This is a genomic window from Micromonospora sp. NBS 11-29 (assembly GCF_002140155.1).
Lineage (GTDB): Bacteria > Actinomycetota > Actinomycetes > Mycobacteriales > Micromonosporaceae > Micromonospora.
The window spans coordinates 195,717-211,744 of record NZ_NAPR01000006.1 but is presented as its reverse complement, the minus strand read 5'-3'; the positions used below and the strand labels follow the sequence as shown (position 1 = coordinate 211,744).

The following is a 16,028-nucleotide window of genomic DNA, read 5'->3' as shown; positions in this document are numbered from 1 at the left end:
AAAAGGATGCGACGACCACGCGCAGCGGCCGCCGTCGGCGGCGCCATCGCACTGGTGGTGGGGCTGGGCGCCTGCTCGGAGAACACGGGCGAGGGCACCGAGGTGGACGGCAACCGGCAGCAGACCGGGGTCATCGCGACCGACCCCAAGGACTCGCAGGGGCCGGCGGCCGAGGTGGACGGCGCGGCCAAGGGCGGCACGTTCACCATCATCCGGGAGACCCCCATCTCCCACCTGGACCCGCAGCGGACGTACTCGTTCGCCGGCCTGATGACCAACCCGCTCTTCGCCCGCTACCTGACCACCTGGAAGGACGACGGCAAGGGCGGCCTGGTCCTGGTCGGCGACCTGGCCGAGACCCCGGGCAAGAACGTCAACGACGACTGCAAGGTCTGGGAATTCAAGGTCAAGGACGGGGTGAAGTTCGAGGACGGCAGCCCGATCACCAGCAAGGAGATCGCGTACGGCATCGCCCGCTCCTTCGACCCGGACCTCACCGGCGGCCCCACCTATCTCCAGGAGTGGCTGGCCGACAGCCCGCAGTTCGACACCAAGTGGGACTTCAAGAAGAACAAGACGTCGCTGCCGCCGGGCCTGACCACGCCGGACGACAAGACACTGCGGTTCGAGTTCGCCAAGCCCCGCTGCGACCTGCCGTTCGCGGTCTCGCTGCCCACCACCGCGCCGCTCAAGCCGGAGAAGGACACGGGCGTCAACCTGGACCAGAAGCCGTTCTCGTCCGGCCCCTACAAGATCGCCAAGAACCAGGTGGGCGTCCAGCTCACGTTGGACCGCAACCCGAACTGGGACGCGAAGACCGACCCGGTCCGCCACCAGTACCCGGACCAGTTCGTGTGGACCTTCGGCCCGACGCAGGACGCCGCGAACAACCGGGTGATCGCCGACAACGGCGCCGACCAGAGCGCGCTCGCCTTCAACTCGGTGCCGCCCTCGCTGGTCGCCAAGGTGGCCGGTGACCCGGCGCTGAAGTCCCGGACGCTGCTCTCCCCGACCCCGAGCGCCAACCAGCTCGTGATCAACACCCAGCGGGTCAAGGACCTGAAGATCCGCCAGGCGCTCAACTACGCGATCGACCGCGAGGGCCTGGTCAAGGCGCTCGGCGGCCAGACCGTCGCCCAGCCGATCACCACCCTGATGCCGCCGTCGACCATCGGCTACAAGGCGTACGACGCGTACCCGGCGGGCGCCAACGGCAACATGGAGAAGGCCAAGGAGTTGCTCGGCGGCCAGACGCCCGAGCTGGTCCTCGGCGTCGCCGACAACACCAACGAGCAGCAGCAGGCGGTCCAGCTCAAGGGCAACCTGGAGCGTGCCGGCTTCAAGATCACTGTGCGGAACATCCCGGACGACTCGAAGCTGGACGAGGTCAAGAAGAAGAACAACCCCTGGGACCTCTACATCGGCAACTGGGCCGCGGACTGGCCGAGCGGCGCCTCGATCCTGCCGGTGCTCTACGACGGCCGGACCATCAAGGCCGAGGGCAACAGCAACTCGTCGTACTTCAACGACGACGCGATCAACGCCGAGATGGACCGCATCCTGGCGCTGCCCCCGGCCGACCAGGGCCCGGAGTGGGGCAAGCTCGACGAGCGGATCATGAAGGAGTTCGCGCCGGTGGTGCCGCTCTACGTGGACGTGGCGTACAACGTGCACGGCTCGAAGGCCGGCGGCGTCTTCATCTCCTCCGTCTTCGGCTACCCGAACTTCGTCAACGCGTACGTCAAGCAGTAGCGCCTACTTTCCGGGATCGATCCCGGAACCGCCGGAGATCTTGGTACGAAAGTGCCCCTGGAGGGGCCGATTCGTACCAAGATCTCCTTGGTTGAGCGACGGACGGGTGCCAATTTTGTGGCCGGGGTGGGGTGGTCCCGGAGGTAGCGCTCGACGTTCCGCTTGAGCCAGACGTAGCCGACCGACAGTTCCTGGTACGGCGCAGGAAACGCCAGCCCTGGACATGGCCGGGCTGCTGAACGAGGCGGCCGAGGATCTCACCCGGTTGATCCCGACTTCGCCTGGCCCGGCGGCGCTCTACGGTCGATTTCTCGCTGGGTCCGGCACCCGACGGCGTCGAGTGTTAAGCGGGGCCCCCGCCTATACCGAATGCGTTAAGCGGGGCCCCCGCCTTACAGGTGGTGGCGGAGGAAGTCGAGCTCCAGGCGGAGCAGGCGCTCCGAGACGCCGCCGGCGGCGAGGTGGGTGGCGCCGGTGAGCGGCAGCACCGCGTGCGGGCGGCCGGTGGACAGCAGCGCGGCGGAGAGCCGCAGCGTGTGCGCGGCCAGCACGTTGTCGTCGACCAGGCCGTGCACCAGCAGCATGGGCCGGGCGTCCGCCGGGTCGCCGAGCGGCTCGGCGGCCAACTCGACCAGGGAGTGGTGGGCGTAGACGTCCATGCCGTCCTCCGGCATCCCCAGATAGCGCTCGCTGTAGGCGGTGTCGTACAGCGCCCAGTCGGTGACCGGCGCGCCCACGATCGCGCAGGTGAACAGCTCGGGGTGGCGCAGCACCGCCAGCCCGGCCAGCCAGCCGCCGAACGACCAGCCACGCACCGCCACCCGCCCCAGGTCCAGGTCGGGGTGCTTGCCGGCGAGCGCGGTCAGCCCGTCCACCTGGTCGGTCAGGATCACGTCGGCCACCCGGCGGTGGATCGCCTTCTCGAACGAGGGCGCGATGCCGGGGGTGCCCCGGTTGTCGATGGTCACCACCGCGAAGCCCTGCTCGGCCCACCACTGCCGCTCCAGCCAGGCGCTTCGTGCCGTCACCACCTCCTGGTGCCCCGGGCCGCCGTAGATGTCCAGCAGCACCGGCAGTCGGGTGCCCTTGACGTGTTCGGTCGGGTAGAGCACGGCGCTGGGCAGCCGCCGGTCGGTCACCCGGACCAGCGTCGGCCGCGGCGCGTACGACGGGACGGCGGCGAGTGACCGCAGTTCGCCCACCTCCCGGTCGCCGTGCCACACCCGCCAGCGGACCCCGGCGTGCTCCAGCGAGGCGACGCCCACGGCCAGCGTGGAGCCGCCGATCGCGGCGGTGTGCCAGCCCGGGTCGCTGCCCATCCGGCGGGCGTCCATCCCGCCGCCGATGGCGGTCCGCACCCGGTAGAGGTGGCACTGGCTCGGTTCGCCCTCGCTCGCCTCGACCAGCAGGTCGGCCGCCGTGTTCGGGCCGACCGGCAGCCGCCCGACCACCCGCCGCACGTACAGCGAGGGCGGGGTGAGCAGCGTGCCGTCGGCGAACAGGCAGCGGGCGTCGTACCCGTCGTGGGCCAGTTCCCCGCCGACCAGCACCCGCCCGTCGGGCAGGTGCGCCGGGGTGCCCGGGATCGGTTCCACCCAGCGCGGGTCGGCCAGCTCCGCGTGCACCTGCGTCTCACCGGTACGCGGATCCACGGCGAGCACCAGGCCGTGCTGCTGCGAGCGGCGCAACACGGTGATCAGCGGCCCGCCGTCGGCCCACTGGACCGAACTCAGGTAGGGGTAGGTCTCCCGGTCCCAGTGCACGTCGACCCAGCCGCCGTCGAGGTCGAGCAGGTGCAGGCTGACCTCCGCGTTCGGGCCACCCGCCACCGGGTACGCGAGCGAGGTCGGCGGGGTCTGCGGGTCGGCCGGGTCGTGCAGGTACCAGCGGGGCAGGCGGGACTCGTCGACCCGGGCGGCCAGCACCGACCGCCCGTCCGGCGCCCACCAGTAGCCCCGGTAGCGGTGGAACTCCTCGGCCGCGATGTGTTCGGCCAACCCCCAGGTCACGCCGCTGTCCTCGCCGGCGAGCAGGTTGTCCGTACCGTCCGGCTCGACCACCCGGAGCTGGCCCCGGCGGACGCCCTCGGCGGCGTCGGTGACGTAGGCCAGCCGCTCGCCGGTCGGGTCGGGACGCGGGTCGATCACCGGCCCGGCGGTGGCCACCTCGACCACGCCGCCGTGCACCAGGTCGGCCCGGAACAGCCGCCCGGCCAACGCGAACGCGGCCACCCGGCCGGCCGCGTCCAGGGCGTACGAGCCGATGCCGCCGGAGCTGAGGCGCAGCCGTTCGCGCAGCGCCCGTTCGCCGGGCGCCAGGCGGGCCGGCTCGGCGTCCGCGCCCAGCAGCACCGACGGTTCCGCGACCGCATGCTCCTCGCCGGTGTCGACGTCGAGCAGCCAGAGCGCGTCGGCCGGGTCCTCCGGGCCCGCGGAACGCAGGAAGAGCACCCGGGAGCCGTCACCGGCGACGGTCACGGCGCGCGGCGCCCCGTGGCTGAACCGACGGGTACGGGCGGCCAGCTCGGGAAAGTCCACGCCTGCAGATCGTAGGCGGGCGTCCGCCGTGATGTGGCCGACCTGGGTGTACGCATGACCGCCGGGAGCCAGGACCGCCGGTTAGAGTGACGGGCGTGACGACGCTGCCCGACCGACGCCTCCTGCTGGTCCACGCGCATCCCGACGACGAGTCGATCGGCACCGGCGCGACGATGGCGCACTACGCCGCCGCCGGCGCCCACGTCACGCTGGTGACCTGCACGCTGGGCGAGGAGGGCGAGATCCACCTGCCCGAGCTGGCCGGGCTCGCCGCTGCCGAGGCCGACCAGCTCGGCGGTTACCGGATCGCGGAGCTGGCCGAGGCGTGCGCCGCGCTCGGTGTCACCGACCACCGGTTCCTCGGCGGCGCGGGCCGCTACCGCGACTCCGGGATGATGGGGCTGGCCACCAACGACCACCCGCGGGCGTTCTGGCGGGCCGACCTCGACACCGCCGCCGGGCACCTGCTGGAGGTCATCCGCGAGGTCCGCCCCCAGGTCGTGGTCACGTACGACCCGAACGGCTTCTACGGCCACCCCGATCACATCCAGGCGCACCGGGTGGCGATGCGCGGGGTGGAGCTGGCCGCGGCCGAGGGGATCGCCCCGGCGAAGGTCTACTGGACGGCGATGCCGCGCAGCGTGCTGGACGCCGGCCTGGAGGCGTTCACCGGGTCGTCGGACAACCCCTTCGCCGGCATCTCCGACGCCGACGAGCTGCCGTTCGGCACGCCGGACGCGCAGATCGCGGCGCGGATCGACGCCACCGAGCAGCACGCCGCCAAGGAGGCGGCGATGCGCGCCCACGCCACCCAGATCCCGGCCGACTCCTGGCTCTACGCGATCGCCGGCAACTTCGGCGCCGAGTTCATGGGGGTGGAATACTTCACGCTCGCGGTCGGCGGGAAGGGGCCGGGCAACGGCCCGTACGGCTGGGAGGACGACCTCTTCGCCGGGCTTGCCCTGGGCGGGTCGGACCGCACGCCGGTCGCGGCAGCCGGTCTCCGGTGACGTCGCCGGCCGTAGGAGTGTCGGTCCTTCCCGAGCCGCAGCCGCCCGCGCCGCCGAGCCGGGTGGAGCAGGCGTTCGACCGCGCGTTGCGGGTGGCCGGCGGCGTGCTGGCGGTCTGGGCCGGCGTGCTGGTCGCGCTGCTCGACCTGATCTTCGCGACCTGGGCCTGGGCGACGGTCCAGGGCCGTTCCGGCGGCGCCCAGGCGCTGGTCGGCGTCGGGCTGGCGGTCGGCGGGGTCGCCGCGGTGGTGGCGTCGACGGTGCTGCTGGGCTGGTTCGCGCACCGCTCGACCGGCACCCGGTGGGCGGTGGCGCTGGCCGCGCTGCCGTGGTTCCTGGTGATCGTGGTGGGCGGCTTCCGGACGACCGAGGGTGACCTGGCGCTCGCCGGCGACAACGTGCTCGGCCTCGCGTTGATCGTGGCCGGGGCGGTCACGTTCGCGGTGCTCGGCTTCCGGCAGATCGTGGTGCCGCCACCGTCACCGTCCTCACCGTCGTCAGCGGATCACCGGTGAGGTGCTGACGCCGCACCGGCGGCGGTGGNACATTCCTGCCAGAGGCCCGCCACGGGGGCGGGCGGTACGGCGGGAGGCGTGCGATGGGTCAGCGGTGGCGTGCGGTCGGGGTGCTGACGGCCGCGTTGTTCGCGGTCAACGTGGTGGCCCGGCTGGTCATCTCGCTCGCCTTCCCGGAGGACGAGGACACCGCCACCGGTGTGGTCTCGCTGGTGATGTTCCTGGTGATCGGGCTGATCCTGGCCGCCGTCTCGTTCCGGTGGGGCGCCGACCGGCCGGTCGGGCACTGGGCCGGTGACCTGGCCGTCGCGGTGGTCGCCGCGCTGGCGCTGACCGTCTTCGTCGGCCCGCTGCTGGTCGGTGAGAACCCGTTCGGCGGGGGCGCCGGGCTCTTCTTCGCCCAGATCTGGCTCTATCTCGCGGCTGCCGCGGCCGGCGTGCTGGTCGGCTACCTGACCCTCACCGCGCTCGGCCGTGACTTCCGGTCCCGCCAGCTCAAGCGGTACGCCGAGCTGAAGCGGGCCCGGCCGCGCAAGGTCGTCCGCCGCTGACGTCAGGGCGCCACCCGGGTCAGGTAGGTGTGATGGGTGGTGAAGCCGAGCCGGCGGTAGAGCGCGACCGCGCCGACGTTGTGCTGCTCGACCTGGAGGAACGCGTGCGTCGCACCCTCCGCCGCGGCCCAGCCGGCCAGGGCGCGGACGACCGCGCCGGCGAAGCCCCGCCGACGGGCCTCCGGCAGCACTTCGAGCAGGCTGACGCCGAGCCAGCGGCGCTCGCCGGTGACGGTGCCCCGGCCCACCGCGAGCAGCCGCCCGTCGACGCGTAGCTCGGCGAAGCGGACCAGGTCGACGGCGGTGAGCACGTGCCGCGCCGCCTCCGGCAGCCCGCCCTTGCGGTCGGCGGCGACCGCCAGCCAGTCGTCGGCCGGCGCGGCGGCCAGCGTCACCGGCTGGTCCGGCGCGGTGGTGGTCAGGGTGGCGAGCGGGACGGTCTGGACCAGCACCGGGGGGCGGGACGTCCAGCCACGGGCGTCCAGTTCCGCGCCGACCGGGGCGGCCAGCGGCAGCGGCGTGTTCACCAGGGCCGGCTGGCCGTGGTCGGCGTACCAGCGCTGCACCGCGTCCAGCGCCTCGGGCAGCGGGCGGTCCGGGTCGCCGATCGGCAGCGCGCTGTTGGCCCGGCCGGTCCAGCCGGCGGCCGAGCGCAGCCGCCAGTCGCCGAGCCGTCCGCGTACCGGGGCGGGCCACGCCTCGTCCGCGGCCACCTCCAGCGCGATGACGGCGGCGGCGGTCGGCCGGCGGGCCGGCGGCACGCGCTTGGCCCGGTGCACCTCACCGACCGGTACGCGCAGCGGCCCGGCGTCGGTGGCCAGGGTGATGTGGGTCTCGCTCAGTTCGACCAGCTCACCGAGCGCGTCGGAGAACTGCTGCCGGCCCTCGCGAATCCCCACAATCCGGCGCACCACGATCCGATGTCCCACATCCTGCTGTCGGAGCACGATCGACCCCCTCCCCGGCGAGATACTAGGCTCTTACCGTTGCGGATGATCGCGACGAGTCTTGCGGAGGAGAGACCGGTGACCTACATCATCGCCGAGCCGTGCGTGGATGTGCTCGACAAGGCATGCATCGAGGAGTGCCCGGTCGACTGCATCTACGAGGGCAACCGGATGCTCTACATCCACCCCGACGAGTGCGTCGACTGTGGTGCCTGTGAGCCGGTCTGCCCGGTCGAGGCCATCTTCTACGAGGACGACGTCCCGGAGCAGTGGAAGGACTACACCGGGGCGAACTACGAGTTCTTCGAGGACCTGGGCTCGCCCGGGGGCGCCTCGAAGGTCGGCAAGGTGGAGAAGGACGCCACCTTCGTCGCCGCGCAGCCGCCGCGCGGCGAGGGCCACTGAGCCGGCCCACGCCGGTCTCGGCGCGGCTGCCCGAGTTCACCTGGGACACGCTCGACGCCGCGGCCGCCACGGCCGCGGCGCACCCGGGCGGTCTCATCAACCTCTCCATGGGTACGCCGGTCGACCCGGTGCCACCGTTGATCCGGCAGGCGCTGGCCGACGCGTCGGACGCGCCCGGCTATCCGTTGACCGCCGGCACGCCCGCCCTGCGGGACGCGATCGCGGCCTGGGTGGCCCGCGCCTGCGGCGCGGGTGTCGACGGGCTGGGCGTGCTGCCCACGATCGGCTCCAAGGAGCTGGTGGCCTGGCTGCCCACGCTGCTCGGGCTCGGCCCCGGTGACGTGGTCGTGGTGCCGCCGGTCGCCTACCCGACGTACGAGGACGGGGCGCGGCTGGCCGGCGCCACCGTCGTGCGCAGTGACTCGCTGACCGCGCTCGGCCCCGATCCCCGGGTCCGCCTGGTCTGGGTCAACTCGCCCGGCAACCCGACCGGCCGGGTGCTGCCCGCCGCCCACCTGCGCAAGGTGGTCGAGTGGGCCCGGGAGCGCGGCGCGGTGGTCGCCAGCGACGAGTGCTACCTGCCGCTGGGCTGGGACGCCGAGCCCGTCTCGGTGCTCTCGCCGCAGGTGTGCGGCGGGTCGTACGCGGGCGTCCTGGCGGTGCACTCGCTCTCCAAGCGTTCGAACCTGGCCGGCTACCGGGCCGGCTTCGTGGCCGGCGATCCGACGCTGGTGGCCGAGCTGCTCAAGGTCCGCAAGCACGCCGGCATGATCGTGCCGGCTCCGGTGCAGGCCGCCATGGTGGCCGCGCTCGGCGACCAGGCGCACGCCGACGCCCAGCGGGAGCGTTACCGGGCCCGCCGGGAGACGCTGCGGGCCGCGTTCACCGGCGTCGGCTTCACCGTCGAGCATTCCGAGGCCGGGCTCTACCTGTGGTTGACCCGCGACGAGGACTGCTGGGACACCGTCGACTGGCTGGCCCGGCGGGGCATCCTGGTGGCCGCCGGCGCCTTCTACGGCCCGGCCGGCGCCCGGCACGTCCGGGTGGCGCTGACCGAGTCCGACGCGCACGTCGACGCCGTGGCAGCNGCGGCCGGCGGGCTGACCGGTCAGCGTGAGCCGTTGTTGATCATCACGTAGCCGATCCTGGCGACGAGCGTGCTGACGAAGTAGAAGACCTGACCCCAGATCTGGATGTGGTGGCCGACCGGGTAGTCACCGTTCGCCTGCTGGTGGATGAAGGACGAGACCGTCCCCCAGTTGTTCTCCAGCTCGATGTTGTTCGCACCCATCGAGTTGCCGGTGCCGTCGCGCAGGTTGTTGTAGATGGTGTTGAGGATCGAGCCGTACCGGGCCGCCTCGGCGACGAACTGGATGATGTCGACCCAGGCCTGCTGCTGGCGCGTCTGGGTGTACGAGGTCGGCGTGAACAACACGTACAGCGACCCGACCATGGTCGCGCGGCCCATCGCCCGGCCGGCCCGGGATTCCTGACTGCCACCGCTGAGCCCGGTGTAGGAGCCGCTGCCGATGGTGGTGAACTGGGCGTTCGGGGCCAGGGCGCGGACCCGGGCCTGGAACACGTCCGAGTAGGTGGTGAACTGGTAGTGCCGGCCCGTGCCGGCGGAGTAGAAGCCGGCGACGTAGAGGTTGTTCGACCACAGGTAGATCGACCCCCGGTAGAAGTTGGCCAGGCGGAGTCGGATCTCGATCAGCTGGGCGCCCGTCTGGGTGGTCTCGTCGACGTTGTCGCCGAGGAAGTCGTGGCCGGCGACGCGGTGCAGTTGGGCCAGCATGTTCCAGTAGTCGGTCGCCGCCTGCTGGGACGCGCCCGGGGTGCCCACGTAGTTCAGGCTGTCGAGGTTCCAGTCGAAGGCCGTGTAGTTGCCGGTGAAGTCCGCCCGAGCGGGCCTCGGCGGGGCGACCGTGACCAGCCCGACGGCCATCGCCAGCGCGGTGAGCAGCGCGGCGAGGCGACGCCGCGGCGCGTACGCCCGTCGTCCGTCCGGTGCCGGCGTCGTGAGACGAAGCATGATCTTCCTTCCTCCGGCCGTGGCCGTGGTCGCGGCGACGTCCCGGGTCGGGCCGCCGTCCGCGGTTTCCATCCCAGTCGATGCATGACGGCGTGACCACGAAGAAGACACGCAGAACTACGAAGCGTCGCCGCAGGTGAGGCGGGGGGCTCACCCCGATGGGCCCCGGTTATCCTCGGCGGGATTTCCCGCGGGGCCACCCGGGCTCCGCCGACGACGCGGACGCCGAGGTGGGCCGATGGTGGGCGAGGCGGGCGGGCTGGGGCGCGCGGCGGTGGTCGGCACCGGGCTGATCGGCGGCTCCGTGCTGCTCCGGCTGCGCGACGCCGGACTGGACGTCGCCGGCTGGGACCCGGAGCCGGCGGTCCGGCGGCAGGTGCGGGAGCGGGGCGTCCGGGTGCCGGACACGGTCGAGGAGGCGGTCGCCGGCCGGGACGTGGTGTTCCTCTGCGGTCCGCTGCCCACGCTGCCGGCGACGCTGGCCCGCGTGGCCGGCGCCACCGACGACCGGTGCGTGCTCACGGACGTGGGCAGCGCCAAGGCGGAGGTGACCACCGCCGCCACCACGCAGGGACTCGGACATCGCTTCGTACCGGGCCACCCGATGGCCGGCGCCGACCGGGCCGGCCTCCGCGCGGCCAGTCCCGAGCTGCTGGACGGCGCGGCCTGGGTGCTCTGCCCCGGACCGGGCGGGCTGGACGCGTTCCGGCGACTCGCCGCGCTGCTGGTCGACGTCTTCCACGCCCGGGTGGTGCCGATGTCGGCCCCGGAGCACGACGACGCCGCGGCGCTCGCCTCACACGTGCCGCACGTCCTCGCCGCCGCGCTGGCGGGCACCGTGCAGCGTTCGGCGTTGCGGGACGCGGTGCTGGCCCTGGCCGCCGGCAGCTTCGCCGACGGCACCCGGGTCGCCGGTGGCCCACCGGAGCGGACCGCGAACATGCTGCTCGCCAACCGGGACCGGGTGCTGGCCGAGCTGGCCGCGGTCGGCGCGTTCCTGGACGAGTTGGCCGGGGCGCTGCGGGCCGATGACGCCGAGGCGCTCACCGGCCGGCTGGCCGTGGCGCGGGCCGCCCGGTCCATGTTGCGCGAGCGGGGCCTCACCGCGCACCGGCGGGAGTTCCCGGCCGGTGCGGACCACCCGGACGAGCTGGCCTACCTGCGGGAGCTGGGGGTGGCGGGCGGCCACCTGACCGGGTGCCGGGTGGCGGACGGCACGGTCGCCTACACGGCGCGCCTTCCGGCCGCCCCGCCGTTAGGCTGAGCGGCATGGCGGACGCACCGGTCGTGGCGGTACGCGGTGAGGCTTACCGGGAGGTGGCTCCCGAGTTGGCCCGGTTCACGGTGACCGCGGTCGCCCGGGACCGCGACCGGGAGACCACGCTGACCCGGCTGGCCGAACGCGCCGCCGCGGTGCGCGCCCTGCTCGACGCGGCCGAGCCGGCCGTGGCGCGACGGGAGGCCGGGCAGGTCCGGGTCTGGCCGGTGACGAAGCGCGCGGGCGAACGGGTGGTGGCCTATCAGGGCAGCGTGAGCACCGAGGTCACCGTCACCGACTTCACCGCGCTCGGCGAGCTGATGCTCCGCCTGGCCGACCAGGAGCAGGTGGAGGTGGCCGGTCCGGTGTGGTCGCTGCGGCCGGACAGCCCGGCGTACCGGGAAGCGCGGCACGCCGCGATCGCCGACGCCCTGGTCCGCGCGCGGGAGTACGCGGAGGCGCTCGGTGCCCGGGTCACCGCGTTGCGGGAGCTGGCCGACACCGGCCTGACCGCCGGCCCGCCGATGCTGGCCAAGGCGGCGTACGCGCGCTCCGGCGAGTCCGCGCCGGAGCTGGAGCTGGACCCGGTGCCGCAGCCGGTGCAGGCGGCGGTCGAGGCCCGGTTCACCATCAGCGAGCCGGTGCTCGGCTGATGCCTCCGGCGCAGGTGCTCCCGCTGGACGAGTTGGTCGCCCGGGCGCGGGCGCTCGCCGAGGACGGCCCGCGGCAACTGCTCGGCATCGCCGGGGCGCCCGGCGTGGGCAAGTCCACCCTGGCGGAGCGGATCGTCGCGGCGGTCGGGCCGGCCGCCCGGCTGGTGCCGATGGACGGCTTCCACCTGGCCGGTTCGGCGTTGGTCCGGCTCGGCCGGGCGGCGCGCAAGGGCGCGCCGGACACGTTCGACGTCAACGGCTTCGTCTCCACGCTGCGGCGGTTGCGTCGGATCGAGTCGACCTCCGTGTGGGCGCCGGAGTTCCGCCGCGACCTGGAGGAGCCGGTCGCCGGGGCGATCGAGGTGCCACCCGAGGTGCGTCTGGTGGTCACCGAGGGCAACTACCTGCTGCTGCGGGACGACCCGTGGGAGGAGGTGCGCTCGCTGCTCCACCAGGCGTGGTTCCTCGACCTGGACGCCGAGCTGCGGTTGCGCCGCCTGACCGCCCGGCACGAGGCGTACGGGAAGTCACCGGAGCAGGCCCGGGCGTGGGCGCTCGGCAGCGACGAGGAGAACGCCCGGCTGGTCGCCGGCACGGCCGGACACGCCGACCTGGTGGTCCGGCTGGCCGACCCGCCGCCGGCGTGACGGCCCGACCGACCGAGTCGTGGTCGGCCGGGCGGTGGTCAGCCGAAACCCGGGCGGGGGGACGGTACGGTCCGGCGTAGCAGGCGGGCCACGACGGCCCGTTCCCGGGCGAACTCCACCGCGTCCGGGTAGCCGCTGTGGCTGCGGATCGGCGGGTCGGCCACCTCGCCGCCGGACGGGTGCAGCGCCTCCGGATCGGCCACCGAGACGTCCCGCTGCCCGGCGCTGACCTGCCAGCCGAGTGGGTCGGTGTCCCGCCAGAAGTTCGTCCAGGCGACCTGCCCGCCGGGCCAGGTGAGCGCCCGCGCGAGCGTACGCAGCCGGTCCGGTCCGAAATAGGCCGGGAAGACCCGGCCGTAGAGCCGGGTGAGCTGGCAGCCGTAGGAGAAGAACCAGGTCCGGCGCCGCCATCGCCGGGGCAGTTGCAGCAGCATCGCGGCGCAGATCACGGTGCCCTGGCTGTGCCCGGAGAGGATCACGCCGTCCATCCGGTCGGGGTGGTGCCGGGGCAGCGCCAGCAGCCCGGCCACCCGGGTCTGGAGTTCCGGTACCGCGCGTTCGGCGTAGCTGGGCGGGGCGAACGGGTGCGCGGCCCGCGGCCAGAACGTGCACACGTCCCAGACGACGCCGACCGAACGCCGGACCGAGTCGGTGCGGTAGATGAGCAGTCCGAGCCCGCTCAACACCACCGGCAGCAGGCCGAGCACGGCGTCACCGAGTCCGGCGGCCCAGTGGATCGCGGTCTGCCAGTCGGCGGGGGAGAGTGGGCCGGGCCGGCGGCCGGAGAGCGCGGCGGCGCAGCAGAGGGTGACCAGTGCCGCGGACACGGCGGCGTAACCCCCGATCAGCCGTACCGCGTGCTCGCCGACGAGCCGGTGCAGCGCCCGGTACGTGCTGACGTCGCGGCAGCGGCGCAGGTCGTGTGCGGAGAGGCCGCCGGTCGAGGTCAGCGCGGCGTACTCCGCGCGGCGGAGGCGGTGCAGCAGGACCGCGGCCCGGACCAGCAGCCCGAGCAGGGTGAGCAGCCCGATCACGCAGGCCAGTCCGGCCCAGAAGACGGCGAGCGGCGGCACCACCCGGTTGGTCGGGTCGGCCTGCTCGTCGAGCCGTTCGCTGACCCAGTAGAGCAGCCCGGCGCAGTACGCCACGGCCACCATCCAGCCGAACCCGGCGATGACCGCCGGGGCGCAGCCGTACCAGGCGAGCCCGGTGTACGCGCCGAGCGGCTGGGCCGGCACGGTCGACCGCAGACGCGGCAGCAGCAGGCCGGCGACGGCCAGCGCGATGGCCGGGCCCACGAGCATCCAGGTGCGCAGCCCGGCCGGGGCGGCGGGCAGGCCGGGCAGGCCGCGTTCGATCCAGGCGACACCGAGCGGCAGCAGCACGCCGGCGGCCGCCGGCCCGGCCAGCGCGCGCCGGCCGGAACGGTTCGCCGCGCCGACCGCCACCAGCAGCAGCACCTGGTAGGTGACGAACCAGGCGAGCGCGGTCTGGTAGCCGGGCAGCGGCCGTGCCGTGTGGCAGCCGACGACGGCCGCGTCCAGTGGGCACCCGACCGGCGGCCGGTAGGTGGTGAGCGGCCGACCGGCGGGGCCGTCCGGGAGCAGCAGGAGGGCGAACGTGCCCAGCAGTCCGAGCGCGGTGAGCACCGCGACCGTGACGCTCCACCGGCCCAGCGGGGTGGCGCCCTGGCGACGGCTCAGCCAGGGGCGACCCACCGCGATCACGGCGATCGCCACCACGGTGGTGAACAGCACCACGGTGGGCCAGGCGACCGCGGCCCGCAGGCCGCGCGGCGGGTCCATGATCAGCACCGCGGCGACCGGTACGGCGGCGGCGGCGACCGCCCCGGTGCACAGGTGCAGCACCGCGGCTCGACGTAGCTGGCCCTCGCCGTTCCAGAACGTCGGGTCCTGCAACGGGTTCTCCAGCGGCTCCGGCGGGTCCGGCGGCTCGGCCGGTCCGTCGCCCCGGGAGTGGGGTTCCGCCGGCATCTCCGCCTCGTACTGGTAGGTGCGCCAGGCGACCAGTCCGATCGTGGCCAGCACGAGCAGCGGCAGCAGCAGCCCGAACGCGAGCGATCGGGTGTCCTGGCGCCACCACGGGTCGGCGAGGAACTCCCACGGCCCGGGTATCCGGCCGAGGCAGTCCCGCCCCACGCACTGCCAGCCGATGAGGTCCACCCCGACCCCGGTCACGGCGATCACCAGGGTGCAGGTCAGGCTCAGGCAGAACAGCCGGATGAGCCAGGCGGTGATGCCGGAGCGGCTGGCCCAACGCTCCTGGTCGGGGTCGGGCGGGATGCCGGCGCGGGCGTGCAGGGCGACGTTCGCGAGCGCGAAGGGCAGCAGCAGCGTCCAGAGGGCGCGTTCGACGTCGCGCCGGGTCCGCGCGCCCGAGGTCAACTTCCCCCAACTGTACGCCTCGACGCTGATCGGATCGTCCCGTCCGGCGGCGGTCGAGCGGTAGAAGCCGGTCACCTGCCCGCCGGCGACCAGTCTCGGTTGCGCCTCGCCGCCGCCCGGGACGGGTTCGAGACCCAGTAGCTGATCGGGTGGGGTGTTCGACACCCCGTGCACCCGCAGTTCCAGCACGCGCCCCATCGCGGCCTCCCAGAGTGAGCGCCTCATTACCCAGAGTGCTCGCAGTTTCGGGAATCCGCATCCCCCTGAAGGGGTTGTTTCGCCAGTTCAGGTGCGTTCGCTCAGGTCCCTGATCGGGCGCGCGGGGTTACCCACCGCCACCACGTTTCCCGGTAGGTCGCGGGTCACCACCGCGCCGGCGCCCACCACCGTGTTCTCGCCGACGGTCACGCCGGCGAGCACGATCACGCCGCCACCGAGCCAGACGTTGTCGCCGATGGTGATCGGCTCGGCCGACTCCCATCCGGCCCGGCGGGCCGCCGGCTCCACCGGGTGGGTGGCGGTGAGCAGTTGCACGTTCGGTCCGATCTGGACGTCCGCGCCGATGGTGATCCGGGCGACGTCGAGGAAGACGGCCTGGAAGTTGACGAAGCTGCGCGGTCCGATGTGGGTCTGGTAGCCGTGGTCGCAGTGGAACGGTGGGCGGATCCAGGCGCCCTCGCCGAGTGAGCCGAGCAGCTCCCGCAGGATGGCGAGGCGGCCCTGCGGGTCCTCGACCGAGCCGTGGTTGAAGCGTTCGATGAGTCGGGCGGCGCGCTCCAGGTCGGCGGTGATCGCCGGGTCGTCGGCGCGGTACGGCTCGCCGGCCAGCATCCGGTCCTTCATGGCGCTCATCGGTGGATCGTCTCCGATCGGGTCGGTGGTACGGATCCAATTCGGGTGGATCAACCCTTTCCTGATGCATATTCGGTATGCAAGTCTGATTATCCGCGTCGATGCGCTTCTCATCGATGAACGGTCTGACGGAGGAGGAAGGTTGCCTCGTAACCGCAGAAAGTTCGCCGCGTTCGGCCTCGCCCTGGGCCTGGCGCTCGGCCTGCCCGTACCCGCACACGCCGTCGCGCCGACGGCCCCGACCGGCACACCCACCCCGACCGGCACGCCCGGCCGCCCCGCCACCGTCACCCTGATCACCGGTGACCAGGTCACCGTTGCCGGTGGCGGTCGCGCGGCGGTACGCCCCGGCACCGGGCGTGCCGGGCTCCAGTTCCTGGTCCGCCGCGAGCGGGACCGGCTCACCGTGCTGCCCCAGGACGCGCTGCCGCTGGTCCGGTCCGGTCGGCTCGACCGGCGGCTCT

15 protein-coding genes are annotated in these 16,028 nt (G+C 73.5%); 10 read left to right on the top strand and 5 right to left on the bottom strand.

The features are described 5' to 3' along the window. The first annotated feature begins 6 nt into the window (after window positions 1–6). Window positions 7–1,752, top strand: coding sequence for an ABC transporter substrate-binding protein (locus B1205_RS08625; protein WP_089155124.1), 1,746 nt, complete (start codon window positions 7–9; stop codon window positions 1,750–1,752). Between the two features lie 392 nt (window positions 1,753–2,144). Here the strand turns inward: B1205_RS08625 and B1205_RS08620 are convergent, their stop codons facing one another. After that, complete coding sequence (locus B1205_RS08620; protein WP_089155123.1) at window positions 2,145–4,289, bottom strand: S9 family peptidase; 2,145 nt, start codon at window positions 4,287–4,289, stop codon at window positions 2,145–2,147. 86 nt (window positions 4,290–4,375) lie between these two features. On the opposite strand from B1205_RS08620, the gene mshB reads away from it, so the two are divergent. The 3 genes from mshB to B1205_RS08605 all read left to right on the top strand — a co-directional run bounded on the left by mshB (window position 4,376) and on the right by B1205_RS08605 (window position 6,365). After that, window positions 4,376–5,299 (top strand): N-acetyl-1-D-myo-inositol-2-amino-2-deoxy-alpha-D-glucopyranoside deacetylase, encoded by a 924-nt coding sequence (gene mshB, locus B1205_RS08615; RefSeq protein ID WP_089155122.1) that lies wholly within the window; start codon window positions 4,376–4,378, stop codon window positions 5,297–5,299. After that, window positions 5,296–5,814, top strand: coding sequence for a hypothetical protein (locus B1205_RS08610; RefSeq protein ID WP_089155121.1), 519 nt, complete (start codon window positions 5,296–5,298; stop codon window positions 5,812–5,814). The genes mshB and B1205_RS08610 overlap by 4 nt, the downstream gene beginning before the upstream one ends. Window positions 5,815–5,897: 83 nt before the next feature. Then, window positions 5,898–6,365: a hypothetical protein gene (locus tag B1205_RS08605; protein ID WP_089155120.1), complete on the top strand. Its 468-nt coding sequence runs from the start codon at window positions 5,898–5,900 to the stop codon at window positions 6,363–6,365. Window positions 6,366–6,367: 2 nt separating this feature from the next. Here B1205_RS08605 and B1205_RS08600 read toward each other — a convergent pair whose 3' ends face one another. Continuing rightward, window positions 6,368–7,312, bottom strand: a complete 945-nt coding sequence (locus B1205_RS08600; protein WP_089155119.1) for a GNAT family N-acetyltransferase — start codon at window positions 7,310–7,312, stop codon at window positions 6,368–6,370. A gap of 78 nt (window positions 7,313–7,390) precedes the next feature. Here B1205_RS08600 and fdxA point away from each other — a divergent pair, with 78 nt between their 5' ends. Both fdxA and dapC read left to right on the top strand, forming a co-directional pair. Then, a complete protein-coding gene (gene fdxA / locus B1205_RS08595; RefSeq protein WP_030490464.1) occupies window positions 7,391–7,717 on the top strand; it encodes a ferredoxin in 327 nt (108 codons plus the stop codon). Then, on the top strand, window positions 7,714–8,856 hold the full coding sequence (gene dapC / locus B1205_RS08590; RefSeq protein ID WP_089155385.1) for a succinyldiaminopimelate transaminase: 1,143 nt from the start codon (window positions 7,714–7,716) through the stop codon (window positions 8,854–8,856). The genes fdxA and dapC overlap by 4 nt, the downstream gene beginning before the upstream one ends. On the opposite strand, the gene B1205_RS08585 is transcribed toward dapC, so the two are convergent. After that, entirely contained in the window at window positions 8,826–9,749 is a 924-nt protein-coding gene (locus B1205_RS08585; protein WP_176308500.1) for a ribosome-inactivating family protein, read from the bottom strand. The genes dapC and B1205_RS08585 overlap by 31 nt on opposite strands. Before the next feature lie 238 nt (window positions 9,750–9,987). On the opposite strand from B1205_RS08585, the gene B1205_RS08580 reads away from it, so the two are divergent. The 3 genes from B1205_RS08580 to B1205_RS08570 are packed head-to-tail and all read left to right on the top strand — an operon-like array spanning window position 9,988 to window position 12,307. Then, a complete protein-coding gene (locus B1205_RS08580; RefSeq protein ID WP_089155117.1) occupies window positions 9,988–11,013 on the top strand; it encodes a prephenate dehydrogenase in 1,026 nt (341 codons plus the stop codon). A gap of 5 nt (window positions 11,014–11,018) precedes the next feature. Next, complete coding sequence (locus B1205_RS08575; protein WP_089155116.1) at window positions 11,019–11,660, top strand: SIMPL domain-containing protein; 642 nt, start codon at window positions 11,019–11,021, stop codon at window positions 11,658–11,660. After that, complete coding sequence (locus tag B1205_RS08570) at window positions 11,660–12,307, top strand: nucleoside/nucleotide kinase family protein (protein ID WP_089155115.1); 648 nt, start codon at window positions 11,660–11,662, stop codon at window positions 12,305–12,307. The genes B1205_RS08575 and B1205_RS08570 overlap by 1 nt, the downstream gene beginning before the upstream one ends. A 38-nt stretch (window positions 12,308–12,345) precedes the next feature. On the opposite strand, the gene B1205_RS08565 is transcribed toward B1205_RS08570, so the two are convergent. Then, entirely contained in the window at window positions 12,346–14,910 is a 2,565-nt protein-coding gene (locus tag B1205_RS08565; RefSeq protein WP_089155114.1) for a hypothetical protein, read from the bottom strand. An 87-nt stretch (window positions 14,911–14,997) separates the two neighbouring features. Further along, entirely contained in the window at window positions 14,998–15,564 is a 567-nt protein-coding gene (locus tag B1205_RS08560; protein WP_089155113.1) for a sugar O-acetyltransferase, read from the bottom strand. A gap of 142 nt (window positions 15,565–15,706) precedes the next feature. Between B1205_RS08560 and B1205_RS31090 the strand changes: the two genes are divergently transcribed. Next, on the top strand, window positions 15,707–16,028 hold a 322-nt coding region (locus B1205_RS31090; protein ID WP_254909800.1), incomplete at its 3' end, for a hypothetical protein.

Coding starts and splice junctions, on each gene's coding strand:
- B1205_RS08625 (WP_089155124.1), top strand. CDS start 7: ATGCGACGACCACGCGCAGCGGCCGCCGTCGGCGGCGCCATCGCACTG.
- B1205_RS08605 (WP_089155120.1), top strand. CDS start 5,898: ATGGGTCAGCGGTGGCGTGCGGTCGGGGTGCTGACGGCCGCGTTGTTC.
- B1205_RS08585 (WP_176308500.1), bottom strand. CDS start 9,749: ATGCTTCGTCTCACGACGCCGGCACCGGACGGACGACGGGCGTACGCG.
- B1205_RS08580 (WP_089155117.1), top strand. CDS start 9,988: ATGGTGGGCGAGGCGGGCGGGCTGGGGCGCGCGGCGGTGGTCGGCACC.
- B1205_RS08575 (WP_089155116.1), top strand. CDS start 11,019: ATGGCGGACGCACCGGTCGTGGCGGTACGCGGTGAGGCTTACCGGGAG.
- B1205_RS08570 (WP_089155115.1), top strand. CDS start 11,660: ATGCCTCCGGCGCAGGTGCTCCCGCTGGACGAGTTGGTCGCCCGGGCG.
- B1205_RS08565 (WP_089155114.1), bottom strand. CDS start 14,910: ATGGGGCGCGTGCTGGAACTGCGGGTGCACGGGGTGTCGAACACCCCA.
- B1205_RS08560 (WP_089155113.1), bottom strand. CDS start 15,564: ATGAGCGCCATGAAGGACCGGATGCTGGCCGGCGAGCCGTACCGCGCC.